Source organism: Arthrobacter sp. sptzw42 (assembly GCF_059089685.1).
The window spans coordinates 37,933-57,539 of sequence record NZ_JBNHEX010000001.1 but is presented as its reverse complement, the minus strand read 5'-3'; the positions used below and the strand labels follow the sequence as shown (position 1 = coordinate 57,539).

Sequence of the window (19,607 nt, the reverse complement as noted above, 5' to 3'; positions counted from 1 at the left end):
TCCTTTCGTCCAACTCCCACCCTACGCGCAGCACCGTCCCGGCCCTCCCCGTGCTAGCTGGTGGTAGTTAGCCGCCGGGAACCATAGTGCTGGGCCAGCCTCGCCAGTCCCTCATCGAGCGAGACGGCGGGTTTCCAGTTGAGGAGTTCCTGGGTCTGGCGCTGGTCGAACCAGTGGGCGGTGGAGAGTTGCTCGGCGAGGAACCTCGTCATTGGCGGCTCCTCTTGCCGCCCGGCCCAGGTCCACAGCTTTTCCACCACCGCTCCCGCCGCACGCGCCACCCGGCCAGGCACGGACCACGACGGCGCGGGGACACCTCCCGCAGCACAGATACCCGCCAGCAGCTCGCCCACCGGACGCGGCTCGCCGTTGCTCACCACCAGCGCCCTGCCATGCACATGGTCCATGCGGTGCAGCGCGGCGACGATGGCCGCAGCGGCGTTGTCGACGTACGTGGTGTCGATCAGGGCTGCGCCGGCGTCGAGCAACGGCAGCCTGCCCTGGCGCGCGCGTGCCAGGACCCGTTCCACGAGCTGGGTGTCCCCCGGGCCCCAGACAATATGGGGCCGCACTGCCGCGACCCGGAAATCCGGAGCGTCCGCCGCCAGCGCCAGCAGCTCCGCCTCGGCCTTGGTGCGGGAGTAGTCGCCGTGCGCATGCTCCGGGTCCGCCGGATCCGCGCCCAGCCCGGCAATGGCGGCGCCGGAGTTGGCCACGGACGGGGAGGACACAAACACCACGTCCCGTACCCCCGCCTCGCGGGCGCACTGCAGCAGGCGTCGGGTCCCTTCGACGTTCACCTCATCAAACTCCTCCGCCCGGCCCGTGAAAGAGACCTTGGCGGCCAGGTGGATGACTCCATCCGCGCCCTCGACTGCTTCCCGAAGCACCCCCTCGTCGGCCAGTGAGCCGCGGAAATCAGCAGCGCCGTCGACCCCTGACGGACGGCGCTGGAACGTCGCTACATCATGGCCCTGCCGCACCAGGAGCCGGGCCACTTCTCCCCCGAGCAGTCCGCTGGCGCCGGTGACCAGGACTCTCACGGCTTTCCCGGACGGCCGCCCGCCAGCACCCGTGCAGCCCAGCGGGAAAGCCGGGTCCTGTCGATCTTGGCGTTGTGCCGGATGTCGGTGGGCTGTGCGGGGACGGCGAGCACAGCGGAGACCTGCACGCCGGCATTGCGGGCCGCTCCGCGGACGAGTCCGGCGAGCTGCGGCTCAGCGAGGCCGGCCTTGCGGGCAGGAGGGACGGTCTCGACGACGGCGACCACGGCCTGGGTGCCGGCCGGTCCCACCCCCGCGAGGGCCGCGAGCCGGACGGAGTCCAGGCGTTCGATGGCCTGTTCCGCGCCTATCGGAGTCACCACGGCGCCGGGGGCCGTCACCACATGCGCGAGCCGTCCTTCCACCCACAGCCGGCCGGCGGCGTCGAAGTGCCCCACATCGCCGGTGCGGTGCCACCCGGGAATGCTGGCGCTCTCCCCCTGGGTCAGCCAAAGCCTGTCGTACGCTTCCTTGACGTGCGGGGCGCTGACCAGGATCTCACCAGTCACGCCGGCCTCCGTCACCGGCTGGGAATCGGGGGCGGTGCCGTCAGCCGCCAGCGGGATGACCGCCACGCGGGCGCCGGGCACCGGCTTTCCCACGCACACGCCGTTGCCTGCTCCCGGCACGGCGCCGGCGGCAGCATCGGAGTCGGCCGCCTGGATCTGCTCGAGGCTGATGTCGGTGACCGGCAGTGCCTCCGTCATTCCGTACGGGGTATGCAGGGTAGCCCGGGGCAGCAGCCGCTGCGCCTCGGCCAGCAGCGGCTCGGGGACGGGCGCGCCGGCAGACAGGAGCAACTCGACGCTTCCCAGCGCTTGGTGCCCGGCGCCGCTCAGGCCTTCCTGGGTGGCGAGGACGTTCCGCAGCGCGGCCGGGGAGGCGAAGACCACCGTGGCGTCGATGGCCGCGGCCGCGTCGGCGAGCGCTGTTGCCGTGAGGGTGCGGGGCGCGGTGACGTCCATGGCCGGCGTTACCGACACCGCTCCGAGCGCCGGCCCCAGCAGGGCGAACGGGGCAAAGCCTGCCACCAGCCGGGCACCGGAACGGATCCCGAAGGTTGCGGCCAGCGTGTCCCGCATCGCGGCCAGCTGCCGGTGCGTATACAGAACGCCTTTGGCGGGCCCGGTGGAACCGGAGGTGAAGAGGACGGCGGCCGGGGCATCCGGATCCACGCTGTCCGTCAGCTGTGAACCGCGGCCGGCGCCGGCCCGGGCCAGGGCCGCGAGGGAGGTCTCGACTCCCAGGAGCCGACGGCGGGCGGCCGGGAGGTCCTGGACGCTGATCCGCCGTCCGGGCCAGCCGAGCACCGTTGCGGCGGCGAGCGCCTTGTCGATGCCGATGAGGAAATCGGGGGTGGCGCCCTTCACCGCGCGGCTCAGGCCCTTGGTTCCCAGCCCGGCGTCGGCCACCACCACCACGGCGCCCAGCCGCAGGCAGGCGTAGAGGGCCACCGTCAGGTTCACCCCGGGCGGAACCATCAAGCTCACCCGGCTGCCGCTTGCCACACCGGCGTCCCGCAGCCCGGCCGCGAGGTCCAGGATGTCCCGGTCCAGCTGCTGCCAGCTGAGCGAACGGGCCGTGGTGCCGTCCGGCGCCATTTCCGCGACGGCGGTGTCCCCTCCCGCCGGCCCTGAGGCCTGTTCATTGAGCAGGTCCCACAGCGGGGCGAAGGGCGCGGGCTCCGGCCCGGCCGTTGCACCCTCAGCCCTCGGGGCTTTGCTTCCGCCGGCACCGATGTTTCCCGCGAGCCACTGGAAGACGGGCGCGGCAATGTTCCGGTCCTCTGCCACGAGGTGGCCGGCGCCTTCAAACCGGTGCACGTCGGCGTGCGGAAGCCGGGTGAGAAGGTCCTTGAGGTACCGGTCCGAAAAGATGGGATCCCGGGGGCCCCAGAGCATCAGCGCCGGGACCTTCAATTTGCGCAGCCCTTCGGCCACGCCGGTGAGTGCGGGGAAGCTCGGGTGGGACGCATTCACGGGAATGTCCGCCACAAAGTTCCCCACCCCGGCCCGGCGGCCGGCGCTCCGATAGGGGGCCATGAACGCCTTGCGGACATCGGCAGGCAGCGGCGGGTGCGCCAGCGAGTGCGTCACCCGGAGAAAGGCGTCCGACGTTGTGGTCCCCCACTGGTGCACGGCAGGGTGCAGGGCAAGCCGCAGAGCCGGCGGGATGTCCGACCCGGACGGCTGGTGGACGGCGGTGTTGGTGAGGACCACCCCAGCGAGCTGCTGCGGGTGCGCCAGGGCCCAGCCCAGGCTGATCACGCCGCCCCAGTCGTGGCCCACCGTCACCACCGGACCGTCCAGGCCCAGTGCGTCCGTGAGGTCGCCGAGGTCGTTGATCCGGTCCGCCAGGCGGCGGAAGGTGCCGGTGCGCTCCGAGAAGCCCATGTCCAGCTGGTCCACCGCAATAACGCGCCACGGGTGGTCCGGGTCGGATCCGGCTGCCAGCAGCATCCGCCACAGGTAGGACCAGGTGGGGTTGCCGTGGACGCACAGCAGGGTTCCGGCCGGGGTCAGGCCGAGGCGGGCGAGCTCTGCGCCGTTGTCCAGCAGGTGCCAGCGGCGTACAGTTCCTGGCGCGTCGGCGGCAGAGGTGGACGGCACGTCAATTTCGCGCGACCACTCTGGACGGACGCCGGGCCAGCCGGCGGCTACCAAACGATTTCCAGCATTGCGGTGTTCAGCCCGGAGCCCACGCCCATGCACAGGACCCGGTCCCCCGCTTCAAGGGACTGCGCTTCGGCGGCGAGGGTCATGGGGAGGGAGGCCGGGCCCACGTTGCCCCAGTGCGGGAATGTGATAGGCACCTTGTCCGGATCCAGGTCGATCGCGTCGATGATGGCCTTCGTGTAGGCGTTGCTCACCTGGTGCGTGACGTACCGGTCCATGGCGGCCCAGTCCCACTCAGGCTGGGCTTCGTGCCAGGCCTCGACGACGAGCTGCAGGCCGCCGTCGAGCAGTCCTTTTGTGTCGGTGGCCATGCCGTCAATGCCGCCCACGCACAACTCGTGGTGTTCGGTGCCGGCGCGCATGACTCCGCCGACGATCCGGTGCGAGCCGGGGTGCTGGTCCGCGGGGCCGAGGACGGCGGCAGCAGCTCCGGAGCCCAGGGTGAGGGTGGCGAACTCCCGGTTGAAGTCCTCGCGCGTGGTTTCGGGCCGCTCCAGCCGGGCCAGCGTGGCCTCCTGCGTGGACTCCGCGTCCTCGCCGTTGACGATCACCGCGTACTTGATCTGGCCGGAGTCGATCATGCTGGCCGCCAGGGTCAGGCCGTTGACGAACCCCAGGCAGGCGTTGGCGAGGTCGAAGTTCATGGCCGACGACGGCAGGCCCAGTCCGTGGTGGATCTTCACCGCGACGGATGGTTCCAGGTTGCGCCGCGTCACCGAGGTGTTAATCAGCAGGCCGACGTCGGACGCTTCCACGCCTGCCTCGGCCAGGGCCTTCGCGCCTGCTTCGGCGGCAGCGTCATCAAAGGACGTCCCTGCTGCCCACCAGCGGCGGTGCGTCACGCCGGCAACGCGCTCCAGCAGCCGGGGCGGGAACTTCAGCCGCTGCAGTGTGGACGCCAACCGGTGGTCGAAATCGGTGGAACTCACGATCCTCGGAGCCTCGACACTGCTCACCGAAAGAAGCGCGGTGTTGCTGTGCCTGAAGGTTGCATTCCCTGCCAAATCAAGCCCCTGTTCGTTTCCGTCCTGCCTGCACACGGTGGCTGTACCCATCTGCGCAAGTTCAAAGCTTAACCGGGATGTTGCCCGCCCCGCTCAATTTCGCCCCCGAAGCCCGGCCCGCATGAGGTCAGCGCACCCGTCCGAAACCGGAATCGTAAGCAGGCTTAGCATACGTTATGGCCGCAACATCACGGGAGAACTTGGGCGGGCAGGGTGAGGATTTCCGCTCCATCTTCGGTGATGGCAATGGTGTGTTCGCTGTGTGCAGTCAGGCAGCCTGTCGCGCTTCGCAGCGTCCAGCCGTCAGGATCGGTGATCAGTTCCGCGGTATCTGCCATTACCCAGGGCTCCAGCGCCAGCAGCAGCCCGGGGCGCAACGTGTAGCCCCGGCCGGGACGCCCCGTATTGGGAACGTGCGGGTCCTGGTGCATGGTCGAGCCGATGCCGTGGCCGCCGAACTGTGTGTTGACCGGGTAGCCTGCCTCGCCGAGGACGGAGCCGATGGCATGGGAAATATCACCGATGCGGGCACCCGGACCTGCCGCGGCTATCCCTGCAGACAGTGCCCGCTCCGTGGCGTCGATCAGGCTGATGCTCTCGGGCGGTTTCGACTCCCCCACCACAAAACTGATGGCAGAGTCTGCGGCCACACCGCCCTTGAGGACGGCGAGGTCGAGGGTCAGCAGGTCGCCGTCGGCAAGCTGGTAATCGTGCGGCAATCCATGCAGCACCGCATCGTTGACGCCGGTGCAGATGTAATGGCCGAACGGGCCGCGCCCAAAGGACGGCGCGTAGTCCACGTAGCAGGATTCTGCTCCAGCCTCGAGGATCATCGCTTTGGCCCACCGGTCAATGTCCAGGAGATTGGTACCCACCGTGCTCCGGCTTCTCAGTGTCTGCAGAATGTTCGCGACCAGGGCGCCCGCCTCTTTTGCCCGTGCCAGTTCAGTGGAGTTCAGGATCTCAATCATCCAATAACTATACCGGCCAAATTATCCCGGTATAGTTGTACCCATGGTTAGATTGCCGCTCACATTCGAAGAGGTGGAGCGCGGACAGCGCCTCGGCGCCCTGCTGCGCACCGCCAGGGGCGGGCGCTCCATGCTTGAGGTCGCACTCGATGCGCAGGTGTCACCGGAGACCCTCCGCAAAATCGAGACGGGCCGCGTGGCCACCCCTGCCTTCCCCACCATCGCCGCCATCGCGGACGTCCTCGGGCTCTCCCTCGATGTGGTGTGGACAGAGATCAGCACGCCCGCCAGCGGCGCTGCCCCCAACACGTCAGGTTCCAAGGCCAGCGAGCGTCTGGCCTCGTAAATCACCAAAGGACGCGCCGTGATGACCTTTGTCGAGAACTTAAGCGATGTGGGGCGCGGCGACCTCGCCGTGGCCGGCGGCAAGGCGGTGGGGCTGGGCGGCGTCATCCAGGCCGGACTGCCGGTGCCGCCGGGGTTCGTCCTGACCACCGCCGCCTACTCACGATTCACCCTCGACAACCACTTCGCGGCGGAGATCCGGGAACTGGCCGTGCTCCCACCGGAAGCGCCGCCGCAGGACTACGAGCATGCCGCGGAACGGATCCGGGCCCTGTTCGGCAGCGGCACCATGCCCGCCGACATCGCAGCCGAACTCAGCGAGGCCTACGGACAGCTCGGCGGCGGTGACACCTCAGTGGCGGTCCGGTCCTCCGCTACGGCCGAGGACCTTGCCTCGGCCAGTTTCGCCGGACAGCAGGAAACCTCCCTGAACATCCGCGGCCCAGAGGCATTGTCCGCCGCGGTGATTGACTGCTGGGCTTCCCTGTGGACCGCGCGCGCCATGGCCTACCGTGCCCGGGAAGGCGTGGCGCCGGACGAGGTGCGCCTCGCCGTCGTCGTCCAGCAGATGGTGGAGGCCGATGCGGCCGGGGTGATGTTCACCGCCAACCCGTCCAACGGGCGGCGCGGCCAGACCGTGATCAGTGCCGCGTGGGGACTGGGCGAGTCGGTGGTCAGCGGGACGGTCACCACCGATGACCTGACAGTCGACGCCGGGACAGGCGCGGTGGCGTCCCGGCAGACAGCCGACAAGGAAGTCATGACTGTCTACGCGGAGCACGGCACCCGGGAGCAGCCGGTAGCGGCAGCCCGCCGTCGTGCGCCTGTTCTTGATGACCGTGCAGCTGCTGAGCTGGCCGGGTACGGGCAGCGGATCGAGAGCCATTTCGGCGCGCCGCAGGACATCGAGTGGGCGCGGGCCGGCGGCCGGTTCTTCATTCTGCAGTCCCGGCCCATCACGGCACTGCCCGAGCCGGCGGCCGACACCCCTGACACCTGGCCCCTGCCGTATCCGAAGGGGCTCTACTTCCGGGCGAGCATCGTGGAACAGCTCCCCGACCCGCTCACACCGCTGTTTGCCGACCTCATCGACGGCTCGGTGGCACGGTCGCTGACAGCCCTGCTGGCCGAAGCCCTGGGCAAGAACGTCATCCGCGACGGCGACGTGCGGATGCCCACCATCAACGGCTACGCCTACTACTATTACCGCCGCGCGGGCATGTGGCGGATGATGGGCAAGACGCTTCCGGCGGTGCGCGCGCTGGCCCGCGGCAAGGCCCACATGGGCGTGGCCGGCTGGCGGGAGTTCTCGCACCCCCGCTACCAACAGGTAATCAAGGAGTGGTCAGCAAAGCCCCCGGCGGAGCTTCCCGGCGAGGAACTGCTCGCGGGAGCGCAGGCACTCCTGGACGCTGGCACTGTGTACTACACGGCCGTGCAGTCGATCATTCCGCTGGCCGCCACCAGCGAACTTTCCTTCCGGGCGTACTACGACAAGCTGGTCCGGCGCGACGGCGACCCGCCCGCCCAAACATTCCTCCTGGGCTTTGACAGCGAACCCATCCGGGCCGAGAAGTCACTGTACGATTTGGCCGGCTGGGCCCGGAGCGATCCGGCGCTGACGGGTTCCTTGGTGGAGCGTCCGACGGCGGTGCTCGCCGAATGCCTGCGCACCGGTGTGCCGCCGGAAGGGGTGGACGACGTCCTGTGGCAGGAATGGCGTTTCGCCTTCCGGGAGCATCTGGGCCTGTACGGCCATGCGGTCTACAACCTGGACTTTGCCAGCCCGGTGGCAGCCGACGATCCGTCCGCCCTGCTGGAGACGGTCAAGTTCTATCTCCGGGGGCAGGGCACCGACCCGCATGAGCGGCAGCGGCAGCTGACCGAGCGGCGGGAGTCGCTCACTGAACAGACAGTAGCCCGGCTGGGCCCGCGCCGCCGCGCCGTGTTCCTGCGGCTGCTGCGGTGGGCGCAGGAGACAGCGCCGCTCCGCGAGGACGCGCTGGCCGACGTCGGACTCGCCTGGCCGCTGCTGCGGCAGATGCTGCTCGAACTCGGGCACCGGCTGGTCGCCTCGGGCGTCATCGCCTCCCCGGACGATGTGTTCTGGCTGCGGCACCAGGAACTGCAGAGCGCCGTCGAGTTCGGCCTGGCCTCGCAAGGGGCACGCGCCGTCACCATCACCGGGGCGGACCGACCCGCCCGCGCCGCCGCCGTCGAGGACCGCAGGATGCTGTGGCGGGGGCAGGTGAAGGCCGCTGCCCCGCAGATGCTGCCCGAGAACCGGTGGATGGAAAAGGCGTTCGGATCGATGATGCCCGCCGGTTCGCAGCGCCAGCGCGACGACGTCATCAAAGGCGCCGGTGCCAGCGCCGGCCGGGTCACCGCACCGGCCCGCGTGCTGGCCGGGCCGCAGGACTTCGGCCAAATGGAGCCCGGGGACGTCCTGGTGGCCCGCACCACCACCCCAGCCTGGACGTCGCTGTTCGGGATGGCCTCCGCGGTGGTGACGGACATCGGCGGCCCGCTGAGCCACAGCTCCATCGTGGCGCGCGAGTACGGAATCCCGGCCGTCCTGGGCACGGGGGTGGCCACGCAGCGGATTGCCACCGGCCAGCAGATCAGCGTGGACGGCGACGCCGGGACGGTCACGTTGGAGCGTCCGGCCGGTTAGGAGCGGCCTGCTACGTGTCTCCCAGGCCCTTCGCATAGGCGGCCTGCCCCACATGCTGGAGGCAGTCGGCAAGGGTGCTGACCAGCCGGACGCCGAGCGTGACGGGCGGATCCCAGCGCCGGTCTACGATCCGGTCCAAATCCTTGTCCCGCAGTCCTGCCAGGACACCTACGGTCTGCCGGTGCACGGCGTCGTAGTACTCAAGCAGCAACTCCGGTGCGGCCTGGACCGCGTCAACCTGGTCCGTCGAATGCCCGTAGCCGGTGTCCCGCTCCGGCAGCGGCAGGCCGAAACGGCCCGCGAAACCCTGCGACGTCCACACCTGCTCCAGCCCGGCCGCGGCGGCCACCTGCGCATCCTCCACCCGGCCTAGGTGCCAGATCAGCCAGGCGATCGAGTTCCCGGTGCCGCCCGGGCGGCGGGTGAGGGCGCCGCCGTCGAGCCCTTCCAGCGTGTCCTCCACCGTCTCCCGGATCCGCCCGAACGCGTCCCGCAGCAGCTCATCCGTCTTCACTTTGTTCCCTTCCTTCCCTGCAGGCACGGCTGCGTCATCAACCGGCACCAATTCCGGGACCCGACCCGCGCTGTGATAATCCGGTAGGTATGTCTCTTTTACCCGAATCCTCCACCACGGCGTCAGCCGCCGAAGAACGCAGCGCCCGCGTCGCCGTCACCCTGTTTCCCCTGCTTATCCTGGCGGGCGGAGCCGTGGCGCTCGCCGCTCCCTCAGCTTTCACCGGACTGGCCCCGTGGATCAACCCCCTGCTGGGGGTCATCATGTTCGGGATGGGGCTGACCCTCACTCCCCCGGACTTTGCCGTCATTGCCAAGCGGCCCGTCCCCGTGGTGATCGGAGTGGTGGCGCAGTACGCGATCATGCCGTTCCTGGGATGGCTGGTTGCGGCTGCCCTGGGCCTTCCGCCTGCACTTGCTGCCGGCGTCATCCTGGTGGGTTGCTGCCCCGGCGGCACCGCATCGAACGTGGTGTCCTACCTCGCCAAGGGTGATGTGGCACTGTCCGTTGCCATGACCACCGTTTCCACGCTGATCGCTCCGCTGATGACCCCGGCGCTGGCATTGTGGCTGGCCGGCCAGTACATGCCGGTGGACGCCGGTTCCATGGCGTGGTCCATTGTCCAGGTTGTGCTGTTCCCTGTTCTGCTGGGACTCATCATCCGGGTCTTCCTGCCGCGCCTGGTCAACAAGGCGCTGCCGGCCCTGCCCTGGATTTCGGTGCTCGCCATTACCGTTGTGGTGGTTGCGGTGGTCTCCGGAAGCGCAAAGGCCATCTTCGCCGCCGGGCTGCTGGTTCTTGCGGCAGTCATCCTGCACAACGGCCTCGGTTATGCCCTTGGTTACGCTGCTGCCCGTCTTTTCAGGCTGCCCATCCCCTCCCGCCGCACCACTGCAATTGAAGTCGGCATGCAGAATTCAGGCCTCGCAGCAGGGCTCGCGCGGCAGTACCTGACACCTGAAGCGGCACTGCCCGGAGCAATCTTCTCCGTCTGGCACAACGTTTCCGGCGCCGTCCTGGCGGCCTACTGGCGCCGCAGCTCAGCTGCTTCACAGAACGCTGAGCGGGTTCCGGCAGCTGTTACGGAGTAAACCTCCTTCAGCTGTTGGCCCTGCAGGCCCCTCAATTCGGTACCACCGCCGGCTTGCCCATGCGTTGCCTTCCGCTTGGCCAGGCCCTACCGTGAAGTGACGGACAGCCGAAGCAGGTGCAGCCATGCGGACAATGCGGTGGTCAGCGCGTTGCCTGCTGCTGTGCTTCCTGGTGGCCGGGTTCCTCGTTGCTGCCGCGCCCCCGCCAACGGCAGCCCTTACCGAAATGACGGCCAGGGAATCCGCCGATTCTGGGCAGACCTACGCGGCCGTGGACTCCTACCTGCGCGGGCAGCTCGAAAGCCTCGGCATTCCCGGTGCCGCAGTCGCCGTCGTCCGTAACGGCGTCCAGGTGCACTCCGCAACTCTTGGCAAGGCAGACGCCTCGGGACGGCCGATGACGGCGCAAACGCCGGTGCTGCTCGCCTCCACCAGCAAGTCGCTAACTGCCATCGCGGTGATGCAGCAGGTGGAGGCCGGGCGGCTGCGGCTGGACGAGCCGGTGCAAACGTACCTGCCCTGGTTCACCCTTGACGATCACCGGTCGCCCGCCATCACGGTGCGCCACCTGCTTCACCAGACCAGCGGCATGAGCGCCAGGGACACCGCCTTCGAAGCCTCCCGCGACCAGCACCCGGACGCCCTGGAAGCAGCCGTCCGCGACCTGGCGAACTCTCCCCTTGCGGGGGAACCGGGCCGGAACTTCCACTACGCCAGCGCCAACTACAACGTACTGGGCGTCCTGGTGCAGGCGGTCTCCGGCCAGCCCTTCGCGGACTACTTGGAGCAACACGTGTTCGGGCCGTTGGACATGGTGCACAGCCATCCCACCCGGGCAGCTGCCCGACAGGACAACCTCGCCGCCGGCCATTCCCGGTGGTTCAGCTCCTTCTGGCTCCAGACGGACGTCCCCGCGCCCGCCGCCGGGATGCCGTCCAGCACCCTTTACTCCTCGGCCGAGGACCTGGGCCACGTGCTGACGGCGCTTCTCGACGGCGGCCGGCACGGCGACGCGCGGATCCTCCAGCCCCAGAGCGTGGCAGCGATGTTCGAGCCGGGCAGCTCTGTGGACCAGGCCAAGGGTTACGGCATGGGCTGGTACACCCGGCCGCTGGTTGAATCCGTTGACCCCTGGATGCCGGTGCCGCCTGGGGAGTTGCCGCTGCTGCTGGAACACCAGGGGGAATGGGGCAACAGCCACACGTACCTGGCCATGGTCCCCAACTCCGGCCTCGGCGTTGCCCTGGTGATCAACGGCAACGATACTGCCGCCCCGTCGCGGCTCAAGGCCATCGATACCGACATCCTGCGGATCCTCCACGGACAGTCCCCGATACCGGCGGTGGTCTTCGAGGACTGGCTGCAGCGCTACAGCTGGGCGGTGTCCCTGGCGTTGCTGCTGATGGAGCTGCTGAGCCTGTGGCTGGCGCTGTCGGTCCTGCTCCATAAGCGCTTCGCAGGCAGTGGACGGTGGGCTCGTTTGGCCTGGGCCGCAGCCACCCTCGCGCTGGACGTGTTCGCCCTATGGCTGTGCCTGTTCTACGCACCCGCCCGGTTCGATACCGACCTGCCGGTCATCATCCGCCAGTTCCCGGACGTCGGAGTTCCGCTGGTGATGGTGCTCGGGCTCGCGATTATTTGGCCCATCCCGCGGACCATGTGGCTGCTCCTGAGGATGCGGCCAGCACCTTAAGCACTTGGAGCAAGGGCCCCGGCTACTCCTCCATGCCGGGGTGCACGGGAACAAAGTCGACCTTGTTGCCGGAGTTCGTCCGGCCGGCAGGCGTCCTGGAGAAGCCCCGCGCGTCGAGGCCGTTCTTCGCGCGGAATTCGGCGAGCGCGGCGTCGTAGGCGCTGTTGAGGGCCCGGCCGGAAAACTCGCCGGTGCTGCCGTCATTGAAGGCGATCCTGATCCGGACGCTGGCGGGGTAGTGCCGGTTCATCCGGATGAAGCCTTCTGCGTCCTGCTGGAGAGTAATCAAGGAAATCTGCTTTCGTTGGTTGGGCCGGACTCCAGTCTGGCGCAGATCGGCTCTGGCAGGTACCAACAGGGCCCCCCAGACCGGATCTTATGGCACCGGGGTGGTTAGTTCAGAGTGTAAACTTGTTGGAGGAATTGTTCAGGCCAGCAGCGCCGGGTTCCGCTCCCCTCCCCCTTGAATGGAATCCTCCTTAATGTCTTCCGCGATTTCCGCGCCGGCGCCCCAGCGTTTTCCGCTGGCCGCCATGATGGTCCTGGCCACCATCGCCTTTACCGCCATCACTACCGAACTGCTCCCGTCCGGACTGCTCCCCCAGATCAGCGAGGCCCTGAAGGTGTCCGAGCCAGTGGCCGGTTACCTCGCCGCCGCCTACGCCGCGGTCATCGTAGTCACGGTGGTGCCGGCCGCGCGGCTGCTGGCGAACATACCGAAGCGGCCCCTGCTGGTGGCCCTGGTCCTGACGTTCGCGCTCAGCAACGCCCTGGTGGGCATCGCCCCCGACTTCACCTTCGCGATGGTGGCTCGCCTGGTGGGCGGCCTGGCGCACGGACTGCTCTGGACCACCATGGCACCGTATGTCTCGCGCGTGGTACCGGCCGACAAAGTGGGCAAGGCCCTGGCCATTGTCTTCAGCGGCAACAGCCTCGGCCTGGCGATCGGTGCACCGGTGGGCACGGCACTTGGCACGGTCCTCGGCTGGCGGTCGGCGTTCCTGGCCCTCGCCGGTTTCGGTGTGCTCCTCGCCATCCTGGGCTTCCTGTTCCTCCCGTCGGTGCGCCGCGGCGCCGGCGAGGTACGCCCTTCCATGCGTTCGGCCATCGCCCAGCCCGGCGTGAAATCCGTAGCCATCGCCTGGCCGCTGCTGGTCCTGGCCCACTTCGCGCTTTTCACCTACATCGCCCCGTATATCCGCGACGCTGGCCTGCCCGACTACGCCATCAGCCTCTCCCTCACGGTCCTGGGCGTCTCGGGCCTGCTCGGCATCTGGATCGCCGGGCTCACCGTGGATTCGCACCCGCGCCGTTCGCTTTTGATCACGACGGCGGCAATCGCCGTCTCAATGCTGGCGCTGCCTTTCGTGGGTGGCAGCCTGCTCCTCGCCCTGGCGTTGATGACGGTGTGGGGCGCGGGCCTCGGCGCCATCGGCATCTACAACCAGTCGGCCATCCTCCGGGCCGGCCGTGAGAACAAGGACGCCGCGAACGGGCTCACGGTCCTCACCATCCAGCTGGGCATCACCATCGGTGCCCTCTACGGCTCGGCCGCCTTGGTGGTAGCCGGACCTTTGCTGGTGCCCGCCGCCGCGGCCCTCCCGGTCATCGCGGCACTGGTGATCACGTACGCCGGTAAAACGGCGGCCTATCCGCCGGGCCCGCGCGAGTCCACGTGGAAGCGGCCCCGGCCGGTCAAGGAACCTGAAAACACGCACTAGCGAGGCGGCGTTTTCGGAAGACTCTCTCCCGTTAACCTCCACTCCAACTGTGTGCACCAATACCGCAACCTGCCCTCCCTAGCGTTGACGGGTCAGCGGCCTGCCGGCCGCTTCCCTGTCTCACTGGAGGAACCACCCATGCGCCAAGTCCTGACTGCCGCGGCTGCCGCCGCCCTGATCGCCGCCATGGCGGGCCCCGCCGCGGCAAGCCCGCAGAACGAAGCCGGCACGCCGTCGTCGAACGATGCCAGAACGGCGCCAACAAGCGCCATCAAGACGAATGAGCGGAACGGCTCCTTCGACCTGCAGAGCCACCGCGGCGGCCGCGGGGAGTGGACCGAGGAGTCCCTGGCCGCGTTCACCAACTCCCTGGCGCTGGGCGTGACCACCCTGGAGCTGGACACCCACCTGACCCAGGACGGCAAGGTGATCGTTTGGCACGACGGCACCATCCAGGCCGGCAAGTGCAAGGACACCGAAGCCGCCACTGCCGGGGACCCCGAGTTCCCGTACGTGGGCGACCGTGTGGCCGAGCTTTCCCTGGCACAGATCAAGACGCTCGACTGCGGCTTCCAGCAGCTGGCCGGCTACCCGGAGCAGGACGTCATCGAGGGCAACCGCATCGCTGAACTCAAGGACGTCTACCAGCTGGTCCGCGACACCAATGCCGCGAAGGTCCGCTTCAACGTGGAGACCAAGGTGGAAAGCAGCGAGATCGGCGGCGCCGGCATGGAGTCCCTGACCCGCGCCGTGGTGGCCGAGATCAACGCCTCCGGCATGACGGACCGCACAACCCTCCAGTCCTTCGATTGGTCCTCACTGAACCTCACCAAGGAGATCGCTCCGGAGCTGCCTCTGGTGGCACTCTCCAGCGGCAACGCCTGGATGGGCGTGGGACAGCCCGGCGCCAGCCGCAACCTCGGCGGCATCGACATCGACGACTACAACGGTTCCCTGCCGAAGGCGGCAGCAGCCCAGGGGTACGACGTCGTCTCCCCCACGTTCAGCTCCGTCACCCCGGCGATGATCGCCGAAGCCCACGAACTGGGTTTGCCCGTCATCCCGTGGACCGTGAACACCACCGCGGACATGGAGCGCCTGATGGACCTGGGTGTGGACGGCATCATCACCGACTACCCCACCCGCCTGCGCACCCTTATGGAAGAGCGCGGCCTGAAGCTGCCGAAGGCTTACGTGGTGAAGGGCTAAGCCTTCCGGCCAGTGCAAGGCCCGGCAGCAGCGTGTTGGAGCTGGTGCCGGGCCTTTTTACCTTGTTAGCCGATCCGCTCTGCCAGGGACACAATGATGCCCTCCGGACCGCGGACGTAGGCCATCCGCCACATCTGCTCGTACTGGCCGATCCCGCCCACCAGCCCGTAGCCGTCTGCGGCCAACTGCTCCAGGGTCGCCTGGAGGTTGTCCACCTCAAAGGACACGTTGCGCAACCCCAGCTCGTTGGCCATCGCGTGCGGCGACCCGGGCTCGTGTTCCGGCCGGACAAAGCTCGAGAGCTCCAGCCGGGTACCGCCGTCCGGTGGGCGCAGCGTGACGATCCGGCTTTGCGAGCCGGGAATGCCAATCACCGTATCCACGAACTCACCCTCCATGAACATCGGCCCGCCCTCAATCTCCAGGCCCAGCCCGACGAAGAACGCCGTCACCAATTCCAGGTCCGCAACGGTGATGCCGATATGGTCAAAGCGTTTTACAGGTGACATCCGGTCTCCGTCCTCGTGCTGTCCCTAAATCCTTCCGGGGTCAGCGCAGAATTTCCACGAGTGCAACCCAGGAGAAAACGACGGCGCCTATCAATGCCACGATCGTGGCAAGGGCCACCACGAGCAGTCCTGTGGGGACCGACAGTACGAGCAGCACACCGCCCACCAAGTAAATGACGAGCGGGAAGACGAAGGACGCGATGTGCTGCCTATCCCACTTCCGCGGCCGCCCCGCGCTGTCATCCTGAAGAATCGCCCGAGCCGCCAGGGCAGCGATAACCCCTCCCACCAGGGTGCCGACCAGGACCTCGGTGCCGAACGCCCATAGCGGCTGGCCAGGGATCAGCGCAGCACACGCCAGGACAACACCAAGGATCAGCGCAGACACGGCGGCTCCTGCACGGGCGGCAAGGCCCCGCGACTCCGCGATCTGCTTGATGTTCACCGACAGCGCCACGATGAGCAACCCGCCCAAAGCCGCGCCGGCTCCGGCGATTGCCACGTTGAACTCCCCCCAAGAGGCAAGGGCCGTTTCCATAGGTTCAGGGTAACGACACCTCATCGGCTGGTGGAAGACCTATCCGGGGCCGCGGATCGCGGGCGCGCCGGATTCCTGCCGGAGTGGCTGGTGGAGAGCTATAGGCTGTGCCGATGGACAGGTGGAAGGAACGGCGGCGGACAGTTTCCTCCCAGGGGGCGGAACTGGCAGTTTTTGAGTACGGCCCGGATCCCTCACCGGAAATCCCCAGCCTGCTCCTTATCCACGGCTACCCGGACGACCACCGCGTGTTCCTTCCGCTCATCCGCGAACTCGCGGGAACATTCCACGTGATCGCTTACGACACCCGCAACGCCGGATCCTCATCTGCCCCGGGAGGGAAGGACAGCTTCTTGCTGGAGGCCTTGGTCAACGATCTGTACGCCGTGCTGGCCGCAACGAATACCTCGTCCGTTCATGTTGTGGGCCACGACTGGGGGTCCATCCAGGGGTGGGCAGCTGTCCAGGACCCCCGCGCGGCCGGGAGGATCAGCCGCTTCACGAGCGTGTCCGGGCCGGACCTGGGGCATGTCTCCTGGTGGATGCAACAGCGCCTGCGGCACCCGCGCGGCTGGTTCCAGCTGGTGGGACAGCTCCTGCGCAGCCAGTATGTTGCCGTGTTCCAGATTCCGCTGCTGCCCGAGGCGCTCTGGCGTTTTTTCCTCACCGGCTCCTATGAAAGGGCTGCCGGGCGCACGATTGGCGACAACCCTGTCCGCGGGCTGGCCCTCTACCGGGCAAACTTTCCCGGCAGGCACGAGCCCCCGGTCCGGGTTTCGATTCCGGTCCAGGTGGTGGTTCCCGTCAAGGACCCGTTCGTTTCGTCCAGCCTTACGGAGGGCCTGGAGAACTGGGTGCCAGACCTTACTGTGACAAGGGTGGACGGCGGGCACTGGTGGCCGGAAACCCACGCTTCGGACTTCGCGAAGGTGTTGCAGGCAACACACCACAACACCCGGAAGACTTAGCCAAGACCCGGCACTAGTCGAAGGTCAAGGCCGTCACCGTGGCTGCCGCCTCGACCGTCCTGCGCCTTCGCAACACCACGATGAGCGCGGCCGCGCCGGCCAGCACCAGTCCGGCGGCTCCCACCGCGACCGCGGGAAGCGCAGCCGCGGAAGCACCCCCGGAAGGAGTGGCTGCATCAGGCAGCGGCGACGTCCCGCCGTCGGCATCTGCCCCTGACCCTCCGCCGTCGATAACGGTGAGGGACTTGCCGCCCCGGTTGACCACCACCACCGAGCCATCCGCCGCAACAGCCAGGCGGCCCGGGTCTTCCCCTACCGGCACCGTCTCCGCTACTGAATTCGCGCCTGGCGGTATGACCGAGACCGTGTTGTCCGCACTGTTGGTCACGTACACCGTGCCGTCCGGCGCGGTGGCCACCTCCTGCGGCTCGCGGCCCACCCGGATCCGCCGCGCCACTGTGGTCCCGCCCGGCTCAATGACAGCGACGTCGTTGGACAGGACGTTGGCCACGTAAACAGTCCCGTCAGGGGCGGCCGCAATCCCGTGGGGAGCGGACGTCCTGCCGAGGTCGATGGTGTGCGAGGGACTGGCGGCGCCGCCCGGAATGACGCTGACGGTGCCTGCGTCCTGGTTGGCGGCATAGGCGGTGCCGTCCTTTGCCACGGCAACCTCCACAGGATGATGGCCGGCGCCCATAACCCGGTCCACCCGCCTCCCGCCAGGCATAACCACTGACACAGTGCCTTCGCTGCGGCTGGCAACGTACAGTGCCCCGTCCGGCCCCGCCGTCAGCCAGTGTGTCCCCTGCGGCAGCGGGATGGTGAAGGACACGTCTGAGGCGCCGGGGGCAACCACACCCAGCTCGGTCTGCATCTCCTCCGTAGTCTGGACCACGTAGAGCGACCCGTCCGGCGTCATGGCCACGGACGTAGAAAACCTCCCAACGCTGATGTGCCGGGAAGCGCTCGTCTCCCCCGGCTCGTAGACGCTGATACCGCCTGTCCAGTTGTAGTCGCTGACATAGACAGCGCCGTCTGGACCTGCCGCCACTCCCAGGGGCTGTCCGGTGACGGAAATCGTTTGTGGGTCATCGGCAGACGCCGGAGCGGCCATGACGGCGGACGCGAGCAGGAGCGCGGCAGCGCCGGCCACGGAGGCCCTAGCGGTGCGCTTTATCGGACCGACGTTCACGTACTTCCCCCAAAACTGTGGCCGACCCCCGCGGCAACCCTCCGATCCTACCGGCACTGCCCGTTCCGGTATTCCGCCCTGCCTAACACCCGTCCACACCAAGGCCCGGCAATTGGGTAGTGTCTGTCCATGGACGGCGATACCCTGCTGAATTTTCTGTTGGTCCTCTTTTTTGTGCTGCTGGGCGGGGTGTTCGCCGGCACGGAAATGGCGCTGGTATCCCTGCGCGAGAGCCAGGTGCGCCGGATGGAGAAGTCAGGCAAACGCGGTGCCCGGATCGCGGCGCTGGCCGGGAACCCCAACAGGTTCCTGTCAACGGTCCAGATCGGCGTGACGCTGTCCGGCTTCTTCTCGGCCGCCTATGGCGCCTCCACCATCGCCCCGGATGTCGAACCCCTTCTGGCCGGCGTCGGTTTCGGCGCCGCGGCGGAACCTGTCTCCTTCATCGGGATGACGCTGCTGGTGGCCTACCTCTCCCTGGTTCTTGGCGAACTCGTGCCCAAGCGCCTGGCCATGCAGAGCGCCGTCGGCTTCACCAAAGTCCTCGCCCCTCCCCTGGGCGTGCTGTCCGAAATCATGCGGCCCGCCGTCTGGCTGCTGTCCGTCTCAACGGACGCCGTCGTACGGCTGTTCGGCGGTGACCCGAACGCCAGGCAGGAGAGCGTCAGCTCTGAGGAATTATGGGACATGGTGGCCGAGAGCGACATGCTGGAAGAAGACAGCCGCAGCATCCTCTCAGACGTCTTCGCCGCCGCGGACCGCTCCCTCCAGGAAGTCATGCGCCCACGCACCGACGTGACGTTCATCAACGGCAACCTCACCATCGCCGAGGCGTTCAGCATGGTCAGGGACGGGCCGTTCTCACGCTATCCGGTGATCGACAAGACGCCCGACGACGTCCTCGGCTTCATCCACGTCCGTGACCTCGTACCCCTCAACGGGAAGCACGACGACGGCCAGGTGCGGGACATCGTCCGGGAGATCCTTCCGCTGCCGGGCACCAACAAGGTGCTGCCGTCACTGCAGCGCATGCGCCGGCTGGGCCAGCACATCGCCCTGGTGGTGGACGAATACGGCGGCACGGACGGCATCGTCACGCTGGAGGACCTGGTGGAAGAGCTGGTGGGTGAGATTTACGACGAGTACGACGCCGGCTCGGCTGCGGAGAACCGTGTCACCAAGGCCGACGGCTCGGTGGACGTCGACGGCGGGTTGATCCTTCAGGAGTTCGCCTCGGCCTCCGGAGTCGAGCTGGCCGAGGGGCACTACGAGACGGTGGCCGGGTTTGTGATTGACCGGCTGGGCCGCCTGCCCCGCATTGGTGACAGCGTGGAAGCGGACGGCCATGTGCTGACGGTGACGGCGATGGACCGGCTGCGCGTTTCCCGGATTCGCGTGACGCCCCGTTCCGTGGAACCTGGTGCTCCGGGTCCGCCGAAGTCCTGATCCGTTGGCCTACC

At 68.1% G+C, this 19,607-nt stretch carries 17 protein-coding genes; 8 read left to right on the top strand and 9 right to left on the bottom strand.

The features are described from left to right. Positions 1-53: 53 nt before the first annotated feature. The 4 genes from AC5RT4_RS00265 to map all read right to left on the bottom strand — a co-directional run bounded on the left by AC5RT4_RS00265 (position 54) and on the right by map (position 5,693). Positions 54-1,043 carry an NAD-dependent epimerase/dehydratase family protein gene (locus tag AC5RT4_RS00265; protein ID WP_494104494.1) on the bottom strand — a complete coding sequence of 330 codons (990 nt, stop codon included), beginning with the start codon at positions 1,041-1,043 and terminating at the stop codon, positions 54-56. Then, positions 1,040-3,706: an alpha/beta fold hydrolase gene (locus AC5RT4_RS00260; protein ID WP_494104493.1), complete on the bottom strand. Its 2,667-nt coding sequence runs from the start codon at positions 3,704-3,706 to the stop codon at positions 1,040-1,042. The genes AC5RT4_RS00265 and AC5RT4_RS00260 overlap by 4 nt, the downstream gene beginning before the upstream one ends. After that, positions 3,700-4,722, bottom strand: coding sequence for a 3-oxoacyl-ACP synthase III (locus AC5RT4_RS00255; protein WP_494104723.1), 1,023 nt, complete (start codon positions 4,720-4,722; stop codon positions 3,700-3,702). Before AC5RT4_RS00255 ends, AC5RT4_RS00260 begins: the two co-directional genes overlap by 7 nt. 188 nt (positions 4,723-4,910) lie before the next feature. Then, complete coding sequence (map, locus tag AC5RT4_RS00250) at positions 4,911-5,693, bottom strand: type I methionyl aminopeptidase (protein ID WP_494104492.1); 783 nt, start codon at positions 5,691-5,693, stop codon at positions 4,911-4,913. 43 nt (positions 5,694-5,736) lie between these two features. Between map and AC5RT4_RS00245 the strand changes: the two genes are divergently transcribed. Continuing rightward, on the top strand, positions 5,737-6,039 hold the full coding sequence (locus tag AC5RT4_RS00245; RefSeq protein WP_494041212.1) for a helix-turn-helix domain-containing protein: 303 nt from the start codon (positions 5,737-5,739) through the stop codon (positions 6,037-6,039). Positions 6,040-6,060: 21 nt separating this feature from the next. After that, entirely contained in the window at positions 6,061-8,712 is a 2,652-nt protein-coding gene (locus tag AC5RT4_RS00240; protein WP_494104491.1) for a PEP/pyruvate-binding domain-containing protein, read from the top strand. A gap of 10 nt (positions 8,713-8,722) precedes the next feature. Here AC5RT4_RS00240 and AC5RT4_RS00235 read toward each other — a convergent pair whose 3' ends face one another. Then, entirely contained in the window at positions 8,723-9,226 is a 504-nt protein-coding gene (locus AC5RT4_RS00235; RefSeq protein WP_494104490.1) for a mycothiol transferase, read from the bottom strand. Positions 9,227-9,315: 89 nt separating this feature from the next. Here AC5RT4_RS00235 and AC5RT4_RS00230 point away from each other — a divergent pair, with 89 nt between their 5' ends. Together AC5RT4_RS00230 and AC5RT4_RS00225 are read left to right on the top strand one after the other, a co-directional pair. After that, positions 9,316-10,317 carry a bile acid:sodium symporter family protein gene (locus tag AC5RT4_RS00230; protein ID WP_494041214.1) on the top strand — a complete coding sequence of 334 codons (1,002 nt, stop codon included), beginning with the start codon at positions 9,316-9,318 and terminating at the stop codon, positions 10,315-10,317. A 124-nt stretch (positions 10,318-10,441) separates the two neighbouring features. Continuing rightward, entirely contained in the window at positions 10,442-12,010 is a 1,569-nt protein-coding gene (locus AC5RT4_RS00225; protein WP_494104489.1) for a serine hydrolase domain-containing protein, read from the top strand. Between the two features lie 22 nt (positions 12,011-12,032). Here the strand turns inward: AC5RT4_RS00225 and AC5RT4_RS00220 are convergent, their stop codons facing one another. After that, positions 12,033-12,299: a hypothetical protein gene (locus AC5RT4_RS00220; RefSeq protein WP_494041216.1), complete on the bottom strand. Its 267-nt coding sequence runs from the start codon at positions 12,297-12,299 to the stop codon at positions 12,033-12,035. Positions 12,300-12,492: 193 nt separating this feature from the next. Between AC5RT4_RS00220 and AC5RT4_RS00215 the strand changes: the two genes are divergently transcribed. Together AC5RT4_RS00215 and AC5RT4_RS00210 are read left to right on the top strand one after the other, a co-directional pair. Further along, on the top strand, positions 12,493-13,731 hold the full coding sequence (locus AC5RT4_RS00215; protein ID WP_494104488.1) for an MFS transporter: 1,239 nt from the start codon (positions 12,493-12,495) through the stop codon (positions 13,729-13,731). A gap of 138 nt (positions 13,732-13,869) precedes the next feature. After that, positions 13,870-14,940 (top strand): glycerophosphodiester phosphodiesterase family protein, encoded by a 1,071-nt coding sequence (locus AC5RT4_RS00210; RefSeq protein WP_494104487.1) that lies wholly within the window; start codon positions 13,870-13,872, stop codon positions 14,938-14,940. Positions 14,941-15,005: 65 nt separating this feature from the next. Here AC5RT4_RS00210 and AC5RT4_RS00205 read toward each other — a convergent pair whose 3' ends face one another. Further along, positions 15,006-15,449, bottom strand: a complete 444-nt coding sequence (locus AC5RT4_RS00205) for a VOC family protein (RefSeq protein ID WP_494104486.1) — start codon at positions 15,447-15,449, stop codon at positions 15,006-15,008. A gap of 40 nt (positions 15,450-15,489) precedes the next feature. Beyond that, a complete protein-coding gene (locus tag AC5RT4_RS00200; RefSeq protein WP_494104485.1) occupies positions 15,490-15,987 on the bottom strand; it encodes a hypothetical protein in 498 nt (165 codons plus the stop codon). Positions 15,988-16,100: 113 nt separating this feature from the next. Here AC5RT4_RS00200 and AC5RT4_RS00195 point away from each other — a divergent pair, with 113 nt between their 5' ends. Continuing rightward, positions 16,101-16,955 carry an alpha/beta fold hydrolase gene (locus tag AC5RT4_RS00195; protein ID WP_494104484.1) on the top strand — a complete coding sequence of 285 codons (855 nt, stop codon included), beginning with the start codon at positions 16,101-16,103 and terminating at the stop codon, positions 16,953-16,955. Between the two features lie 13 nt (positions 16,956-16,968). Here the strand turns inward: AC5RT4_RS00195 and AC5RT4_RS00190 are convergent, their stop codons facing one another. Further along, the gene (locus tag AC5RT4_RS00190; protein WP_494104483.1) at positions 16,969-18,108 is read right to left on the bottom strand and encodes a Vgb family protein; all 1,140 of its coding nucleotides are present in this window, start codon (positions 18,106-18,108) and stop codon (positions 16,969-16,971) included. 168 nt (positions 18,109-18,276) lie between these two features. Here AC5RT4_RS00190 and AC5RT4_RS00185 point away from each other — a divergent pair, with 168 nt between their 5' ends. Continuing rightward, on the top strand, positions 18,277-19,593 hold the full coding sequence (locus AC5RT4_RS00185; RefSeq protein ID WP_494104482.1) for a hemolysin family protein: 1,317 nt from the start codon (positions 18,277-18,279) through the stop codon (positions 19,591-19,593). Positions 19,594-19,607 lie beyond the last annotated feature (14 nt).